Genomic DNA, 8670 nt, shown 5'->3' on the forward strand with positions numbered 1-8670 from the left:
AGCCTCCAAAAGATCGGCGTGGTGGTTTGCCACGGAGTACTCAGCCGCCGGCCGCCCGGCTGAACGATGGGATGAGCGACCGGCGAGCGCCTAGCTGGTTCTGTCCGGTGCCGAGTGCGGACGGCCCGCCGCCGCGGGCCCGCGGCTCCTCTCGCGGGCCCACGCGGCGGGTCACTCACCGCCGGGCGAGTCAGACCGGCGGCCTGAGGGGAACGAATTCCCCGTGTGGTCACAGACGCCTGAAGGAAGTCATATTCCATCTCGGCGAGTGATCAGAGACCCGGTTTTACCCTGACTTCCTCCACTCCCGCGGGGTCAGCGCGCCTCGCCGGAAGGATTCCCGCTATTTCGACCGGCAGCACACCGCCAGTCTGCACCCAGGTTGCCGAACAGGCACAGCGGGCCGTCAGCCAAATAATCAGAACTCACCGACCCGCATACCGGCTGGGCTAGAGTCTGCACCGCGACGACGCGTCTGTCATCAGCAGAAAGTGCACACTGCCCTACGCATTGAGCGCACGAGCGCGATCGGGGAGGTCTCGTGTGGAAGATCTTTGACAGCGCCGATTTTCCTGGTCATGAGCGGGTGGATGCTTGGCAACACGTCGCTTCGTCCACATTGTTGGCCACGCGGTACCACACCGCGGAACCCTCCGCGTTCGCCGCGCGACTCGAAGTGATGCCATTAGGAGAGGCGCATATAGGAGCGTTGGCTTATACCGCGCTTTCCTCTTGCCGGCCCGCCGAGTTGGTTCGGCGTTCAGATCCGGAGAATTACTACGTCGCCTTCATTCGCTCCGGGCGGCAGGGAATCGAGCAAAACCGCACGCGCTCCCTCGCGTACCCCGGCGAACTGGTTCTCTATGACAGTTCCCGGCCGTTCGAGGCGTCGTGCCGCAACGGGTCCGCAGGGGCAACGACGGTCCTGCAGTTCCCCAAACGCCTGCTGCGGCTGCCCGAGGCCCAGGTGGCCCGGCTGCACGCGATCCCGCTCCCGGCGGCCCATGGCATCGGCCGCCTGCTGGCCCGATTCGTGATCGCACTGACCGAGGAGCGGATCGAGCTCAGCGAGTCCGACGCGATCCGCCTGGGGCACACTGCGATCGATCTCACCGCCGCGGTGCTGGCCCACCGCCTGGACGGCGACGCGCCCAAGCCGGCTTCGCAGTCCCACGTGCTGTACGTGCGCATCCTCTCCTACATCAACGAGAACCTGCACAGCCCGGACCTCGACCCGGCGGTCATCGCCGCCGCGCACCACATCTCCGTGCGCTACCTCCACCGGATCTTCCAGCGGCACCACGGCACGGGGGTCAGCGCCTACATCCGGGCCCAGCGGCTGGACCACTGCCGGCGCGACCTGGCCGACCCCACCTTGAACCATGTGACCATCGCCGCGACCGCCGTTCGCTGGGGCTTCGCCAGGCCCGCGGATTTCAGCCGCGCGTTCCGGCGCGAGACGGGTCTGTCACCCAGCGACTATCGCACCGCCGCCCACGCAGGAAGCCTTTGATCATGTTCGGGGCGGAGGGTCACCAGGCGTCGGTGGGGATGCGGTAGAAGGTGCGGGGGCGGGCGAGCCAGGGCTCGTCGATGAAGGCGCCGGTGTCCAGCGGTTCCCCGGGGTGGTCAGCGCTTGTTGGTGCGGATGGAGATGATCGTGCCCGGCGGGATATAGGCGGAGGAGACGGCTCCGGCGGAGAGCCAGGGCCCGGTGTTGTAGACGTACCCGACCGAGGGGCGTCAAGCCCCGTTTCGGGTGACCTGTCCAACACGACCGGAATACCCGCCATGATGGGCGGGTGCCGGTTGAAGTTTCCGAGCGTGAGGCCGAAGTGCTCGCCGCCATCGGGGCCCACCTGTCGAACGCGCAGATCGCCAGCAGGCTGCACATCTCCGTGCGAACCGTCGAAAGTCACGTGTCCTCCCTCCTGCGCAAGTTCGGGGTGCCGGACCGCCGCTCGCTGGCCGCCGTCACCACCACCGGCGCCCCTTCGGCGGCCCCGCCCGGCCGGCTCACCGGGCTGCCCGCGGCGCGCACGTCGTTCGTGGGGCGGGTGACGGAACGGCAGGCCGTCCGGGCCGCGTTCGACGACTCCCGGCTGGTGACGCTGGTGGGGCCGGGCGGCGTCGGCAAGACCAGGCTCGCGACGGTGGCCGCGCCGGACCTCCCCTACGGCGGGGTGTTCGTGGATCTCGCCCCGGTGCGCACCGGATTCGTCACGCAGGCGGTGGCCGCCGCGCTCGGCGTGGCCGAGGGTCCGCAGCAGCCGTTGCGGGAGGCCGTGACCGAGCGGATCGGCGGCGAGCGGTCGCTGCTGGTGCTGGACAACTGCGAGCACCTGCTCGACGAGGTGGCCGGGCTCGCCGACCGGCTGCTGGCCGCGTGCCCGGGATGCCGGATCCTGGCCACCAGCCGCGAGCGGATCGGGCTGCCGGGCGAGCGGATCGTCCAGGTCGAACCACTGCCGACGGCCTCCGACGCGCCCGCGCTGTTCGCCGACCGGGCGTGCGCGGCCGACCCCGGGTTCGCCGCCGACCCGGCGGCGGTCGCGGAGATCTGCGCCAGGCTGGACGGCATGCCGCTGGCCATCGAGCTGGCCGCCGCGCGCAGCGCGGCCCTGGGCGTGGACGGCCTGCTGACCGCGCTCGAAGACCGGCTGCGCCTGCTGACCGGCGGCCGTGGCGTCGACGAACGCCACCGATCGCTGCGCGCGGTGGTCGGCTGGAGCCACGATCTGCTCGACGACGAGGAGCGCGCCCTGCTGCACCGGCTCGCCGTGTTCGCGGGCGGTTTCGACCTGTCCGCGGTGGCGGCCGTGAACCCCGGCGCCGGGGCGGGCGCGACGGCGGACGTCCTGGGCAGGCTGGTGGACAAGAGCCTCGCCGTCAGGGTCGTGCCGGGACGCTGGCGGTTGCTGGAGACCGTCCGCGACTTCGCCGCCGAGCGGCTGCGCGAGTCCGGCGAACTGCCCGAGACGCGCGAACTCCACCTGCGGTGGGCCGCCGACACGGCCTCGGCCCTGGAGAGCACACGAACCGACGGCTGGCAGGACGCCTTCGACGCTGTCGCCGACGATCTGCGGGCCGCGCTGGCGGGCGTGCCAGGTCCCGGCGAGGCGCAGCACCGGCTGGCCAGGTCGCTGGCGGCGCTGTGTTACGCCCGCCGCTTCCTGGTGGAGTCGCTGGCGACGTACCGGGAGGCGGCGCGCAGGGCCGTCGACCCGGCGGCGTCGTGCCGGGATCTGCGTGACGCCGCCGCCTGCACCTACCTGGTGGCCGACGGCGGCGGCCAGGTCATCGAGCTGCTGACGGCGGCGGCCGAATGCGCCGCCGCGACCGGCGACGGCGACCTGGCGGCGCTGTCGCTGGCCGAGGCCGTGGTGACGGCGGCGCGCAACCCCGGCTGGCAGGGGGTGGAGCTGCCGCACGAGCGGCGGCTGGAGCTGATCGACCGCGCGCGGGCGGCGGGGAACCCGGCCGATCCGGTCGTGGCCGCCTGGCTGGCCATGGCCGAAGCCTGGACGGCGTCCGCCGCCGGATACCGCGCCGAGCCGGATCTGGCGCGGGCCGCCGTGACGGCGGCGCGGGCGACCGGCGACCCCGTGCTCACCAGCTCCGCCATGGACACGCTGATCTCCGCCCTCGGCTCTACCGGACGGCTGCACGAGGCCCAGCGGGTCAGCGAGGAACGGCTCACCCTGCCCGCGTCGATGTCACGGCGCGACCCGCGAGCCGCTCCCGAGATCGTGGACGCCTTCCACATGGCCGCGCGGTGCGCGATCGACACCGGCGACCTGCCCGCCGCGCTCGCGGTGGCCAGGCGCGCGGAGGCCGACGAGTTGGTGGGCGCCGACCAGTACTTCGTCTCGACCGGTCACCTGATGCTCACGCTGGCGCTCATGGGGGACTTCGACGAGGCCCTGCGGCACGCGGACACCGCATGGGACGCCTGGCGGCGGGTGGGCGAGCCGGTCATCGACATGACGGCGCCGCTCCTGGCCGTCCCGGCGCTGGTCCACGGATTGCGCGGCGACGATCGGAGCCACCGCGTGTGGCGCGCCCGAACCGAGCGGATCGGGGACGGAAGGCTGGCGCGATCCGGGGCCGCGTACTTCGCCGAGGCCCGCGTGGCACTCCACTCGGGCCAGATGGCACAGGCGGAGGCCACGGTCGCGCGGCTCTTCTCGGGGGACGGCACCGCGTTCCTCCACGCCTACGCGCGGGCTGTCGGCGCGGAGCTCGCCGTCGCGGCGGGCCTGCCGGACGCGGAGGCGCGGGTGTCCGAGGCGTCCCGCGCCGCCGGGGAGAACGCGTGGGCGGCGGCCTGCCTGGCCCGGGCCAGGGGGCGGCTGCACGGTGATCGCGGCCAGGTGGAGGCGGCGGCAGAGGGGTGGGAACGCATCGGGGCCCGATTCGAGCTGGCCTGCACGCTGCTGTTGCTGCCCGATCGCGCCGACGAGGGCCGGACGGCGCTGGCCGGCCTTGGCTGCGAAGCAGCCCCCTCCATCGGAGGGGGCTGACTCGGCGGGGCCGCCAGTCGAGTCAATCGAGGAAGAACTCCGCGAGCACGTCGGCGAGCGATCGCGGGCCGAGCTGCCCGTGCGCCTGCTCAGTCGGCTGCCCTTCTGAAGGGGGTGAGGAGGATGACGAACATGAGGACGGCCGTGAGGCCGAAGGCCGCGGGGTAGCCGGTGTGGCCGATGACCAGGCCGAGGCCCATGGCCCCCGCGCCCAGTCCGACGTCGTAGGCGACGCACCACAGCGCGTTGACCGCGCCGTAGGAGGAGGACGGGACGCGCTCCAGCATCGCGGCGAGACTGGCGTTCTGGGTGATGCCGAACCCGATGCCGAACAGGAGCATGCCCGCGAACACCGCCACGGGGCTCGACGTCAGCACCAGGGCGAGCATGCCGGCCGCCGAGACCACCAGTCCGGGGACCAGCAGGCGGGATGGGCCGTGGCGGTCGCCGTGCCGTCCGGCCCACCACCGGCTCAGGTTCGCCGACGCGCTCTGGACGAGCAGCGCGGGGGCGGCGACGTCCGTGACGGCGAGCGGCAGGAACGTGGCGACCACCCCGGCCGCCACGGTGGTGGCGGCGAACAGGATCGACGGCCTGACCAGCGTGCCGGTGCGCAGCGCGGCGACCATTCCGAGCGATTCGTCCGGCGTGGGCTCCCGGCCGGGCAGCCCTTTCACCGCCACCAGTCCGGCGAGCGCGGCGAACCCGCCGATGAGGAAGACCACGGGATACCCGGCGTGCTCGGCCAGCCAGACGCCGAGCGGCAACGCCGCCAGGGACGGAATCCCGCAGACGACGGCGTACGCTCCCAGCCCTTCCCCGCGCCGTTCCTCGGGTACGGCCCTGGCCACCAGCGTGCCGCTCAGCACGACCACGATGCCGAACCCGATCCCGCGGACCACACAGACCGCCAGGATGGCGATCATGTCAGTACAAAGGCTCAACACCAGGGCCGGTACGCCGAGGAGCACCAGGCCGGTGCCGAACACGACGCGGTAGCCGTACCTGGCCACCAGCCGTGGGGTGGCCAGTTCGGCGGCCACGGTCGCGATCATCATCGCCCCGGTCGTCAGCCCCGCCCCGGCGTCCCCGGCCCCGGCCACGACGGCGGCGTACATCGGCACCGCCGAGAAGAGCAGATAGAAACCGACCGACGAACCGCAACCGGCCACGAGCGCCAGCAGCAGTTCACGGCTCCACAGCCGGGGCCGTACGGCCGGCGGCGGCGTCACCGTCGACATCGCGGTCATCTTCATCTCCTCCTCGGCGGGTCGGCCATGCCGAGAAGACTGCTTGGCGGCGCTACGGACTCACATCCGTGCCCACCACGGATCCACCACGGAGCGGGGCGCGGACGGGAAGCTCGAACCACACGCCCCGGCCGACTCCCCGTCTCGCGACACCCCATTGGACGGCGGTCGCGTCCACGATTCGCAGGCCACGGCCGCCCGATCCGGTGGGGGCGGCGCGCAGCCGCGGCCTCGTCAGCGCGCCCTGATCGGTCACCTCGACCCGGACCCTGCGGGTGCCGAGCCACATGCGGACTCGGAAGGACCCGTACCGCCAGCGGCCGGAGACGGTGTGTTTGACGGCGTTGCCGGCGAGTTCGGTGACCAGGAGGCGTACGTCGTAGAGGAGATCGCCGTTTTCTGCTGATTCAGGGTTTGCGATGACGAGCCATTGAGCTACGTAAATACGTACATCGCTCATGATGTCGGTACGGCCGGGAAAGCGCATATCGCCGATTACGCACATGCCTCGCACTGCCATCTTCACCACCTAGCTTGTCGCGTGCCCGATAACCACGCCACAGACTGGCGGCAACGGGTTAACTTGATTGCGCAAACGCCACAGAACAAATCCCAGAGTTCTGCTGGCACGCAGCCAGAAGAGCTGGAATGACCCTGACCACGGGGAGCAGTGATGCCAGCACCCAAGAAGCTCGATCCCACCGCCAGCCCTGCGGCACGTTTTGGTGCAGCACTGCGTAAATACCGAATCGACGCACAACTAACCCAAGTCCAACTCGCGGAGCGTACCGGCTACAGCAAGAGCCGCATCGGCAACGTGGAGCGCGGCGATGAGAATCCCACGCGGCAGTTGATCGAGGTCTGCGAAAAGGCCCTCGGCCTGGAGGGCACGCTGCTCACCCACTGGCCCGCGATCTGCAGCAGGGGAACGCCCGAGTGGTACCGGCAGTGGCCGCCGGTCGAGCGCGCGGCCGACCAGATCATCAGTGTCGCCCCGCTGATCGTTCCTGGACTCGTGCAGACAGAAGAGTATGCTCGTGCGATCTTCGCGGGCAGGCCCCACTTGACGCCACAGAAGATAGAAGAGGCCGTCCAGGCCCGCATGGAACGGCAGTCCATCTTCACCAGACCTATGCCTCCGCAATATCTTGCTGTCATCGACGAGGGCATCCTGTATCGTCCAATTGGGGATAGTTCAGTAACTCTCCGACAGTTGGAACACCTGATCGCCATGGCCGAGAACGCCTGGTTCAGCCTCCAGCTCATTCCCTACGAGGCCGTGTGCACGGCCGTGCTGGCGGGGCCGGTCGTCCTGGCACAGGAGAACGGAGCGCCGATCGCCGCCTACGTCGAATCAGCCCTGCACGGTCGCGTCGTTGACAAGCCGGATGAGATCAAGCGACTGGTGGCCCGGCTCGAATGCGTTCGCAAGGCGGCGCTCCCCGAGTACCTGTCAGTGCAACGCATCAAAGAGAGAGTGACAGCGTGGACCTGAGCGAGGAAATCGCGGACCCGACGGGATGGATCACCGCATCCAGCGACCTAGGCGGCGAATGCCTGGAGGCCAAGCACCTGTCCGACGGACGAGTCGCCCTCCGCGACACCGAACAACCCGACGTCCAGCCCTGGATCCTCCGCCGAGCCGTATGGGACACCTTCATCACCGGTGCGAAGAACGGCCTCTTCGACTGACCACAACGCGGCCCCGGTGACACACCGGGGCCGTCCGGTACCACTTACCCTGCCAGCCGCATGGCCCTCTGCAGACGCGTGTCCCTATAGACCCCGAGCAGCTCGAATGGATCATTCGCCTGCAGAGTTGCCGATGGACTCCACCGTCTTCCAGACCGAGGTGGACGGGTTTCGCAAGTGGTGGGTTCCTCCTGATTCGATGGCTTTTGCGCGCAGGCAAGCTTTCTCAACGCCGGCCTGAAAGTCCGAGAACCGGGTACTACCCTTCTCCCACCCTGGCAGCGCTGCTTTCAATGCCTTCTCAACATCTCCAGCTCTCTGAAACGGAGCTCGGTGATCCCTGCAGTGAACCTTTTTCATCCTCTGGCGAGCTCGTAGTTCTGGAGGACAGCGATCGCCTTGCATATCCGTCCGGCCTTGTGCGGGCAGCAGCGTAGTTTGCGGAGGATGCGCCAGGTCTTGAGCTGCGCGTTCGCGCGTTCCCCGGGGCCACGCAGACGGGCGTGAGCGCGATTGGCCTGCTTTTGCGACTCGGGCTTGTTACTGCCCTTGTACGGCGTGACGATCGGCTCCTCGGCGCCCTGGTAGCCCTTGTCGGCCAGGGTGAGGATGCCGGCTCGCTCCAGCGCTCGCTGGATTCCCCAGATGCGGGCGGCGGTCAGGTCGTGGCTCCTGCCGGGCAAACTCCCGGAAGTCCAGATGATCGTGCCGTCCGGGGAGGCGAGGACCTGGATGTTCATGCCGTGCACCCGGTGCTTGCCGGAGAAGAACGGCCGGTCGGCCTTGACCCGGTCGGTGTGGACGAGCATGCCGTCCAGCACCAGGTAGTGCAGCCTCGCCTGCCCGGCCTTGCGCAATGCCTGGCCGAGCCTGGGTGCGCGAGCCTTCAGCAAGGCCACGGTCTCCTCTACGTATCGCCACGCCGTGGCCACCGATATCCCGAATCCGGCGCTCAGCTCGGCGAACGTCTCGCCTTTGCGTAGGTGGACCAGGACGAGCAGGGCTTGGCGGCCGGGGGTGAGGCGTCGCCAGATCGAGCCGATCGTCTTGCGGTGCCGCCGGATGATCCCGGCCACGTAGGTCAGCGTTGAGCGCGACAAATCGACCGCAGCACGGTAGAACAGCATCCGAGGCCCCTGGTGTCGGCGGATGGATTGTGGTGATCAACCCGTCTACCAGGGGTTTCTCTATGCGGTCAGGCGAAC

At 69.7% G+C, this 8670-nt stretch carries 7 protein-coding genes; 4 read left to right on the forward strand and 3 right to left on the reverse strand.

The genetic code is table 11. From position 1 onward, the window contains the following. Window positions 1–541 precede the first annotated feature (541 nt). Together P3X83_RS42050 and P3X83_RS42055 are read left to right on the forward strand one after the other, a co-directional pair. Entirely contained in the window at window positions 542–1513 is a 972-nt protein-coding gene (locus tag P3X83_RS42050; protein WP_277311043.1) for a helix-turn-helix domain-containing protein, read from the forward strand. A gap of 289 nt (window positions 1514–1802) precedes the next feature. Continuing rightward, window positions 1803–4523: a LuxR C-terminal-related transcriptional regulator gene (locus P3X83_RS42055; protein ID WP_277311044.1), complete on the forward strand. Its 2721-nt coding sequence runs from the start codon at window positions 1803–1805 to the stop codon at window positions 4521–4523. An 89-nt stretch (window positions 4524–4612) separates the two neighbouring features. Here the strand turns inward: P3X83_RS42055 and P3X83_RS42060 are convergent, their stop codons facing one another. Then, complete coding sequence (locus P3X83_RS42060; protein ID WP_277311045.1) at window positions 4613–5773, reverse strand: MFS transporter; 1161 nt, start codon at window positions 5771–5773, stop codon at window positions 4613–4615. Window positions 5774–5825: 52 nt separating this feature from the next. Further along, on the reverse strand, window positions 5826–6293 hold the full coding sequence (locus P3X83_RS42065; RefSeq protein ID WP_277311049.1) for an ATP-binding protein: 468 nt from the start codon (window positions 6291–6293) through the stop codon (window positions 5826–5828). 153 nt (window positions 6294–6446) lie between these two features. On the opposite strand from P3X83_RS42065, the gene P3X83_RS42070 reads away from it, so the two are divergent. Both P3X83_RS42070 and P3X83_RS42075 read left to right on the forward strand, forming a co-directional pair. Further along, a complete protein-coding gene (locus P3X83_RS42070) occupies window positions 6447–7268 on the forward strand; it encodes a helix-turn-helix transcriptional regulator (protein WP_277311046.1) in 822 nt (273 codons plus the stop codon). Next, on the forward strand, window positions 7259–7465 hold the full coding sequence (locus P3X83_RS42075; protein ID WP_277311047.1) for a DUF397 domain-containing protein: 207 nt from the start codon (window positions 7259–7261) through the stop codon (window positions 7463–7465). The genes P3X83_RS42070 and P3X83_RS42075 overlap by 10 nt, the downstream gene beginning before the upstream one ends. A gap of 356 nt (window positions 7466–7821) precedes the next feature. Here the strand turns inward: P3X83_RS42075 and P3X83_RS42080 are convergent, their stop codons facing one another. Then, on the reverse strand, window positions 7822–8592 hold the full coding sequence (locus tag P3X83_RS42080; protein WP_277311048.1) for a transposase family protein: 771 nt from the start codon (window positions 8590–8592) through the stop codon (window positions 7822–7824). Between the last annotated feature and the right edge of the window lie 78 nt (window positions 8593–8670).

The organism is Spongiactinospora sp. TRM90649, from assembly GCF_029382225.1.
GTDB lineage: Bacteria > Actinomycetota > Actinomycetes > Streptosporangiales > Streptosporangiaceae > Spongiactinospora.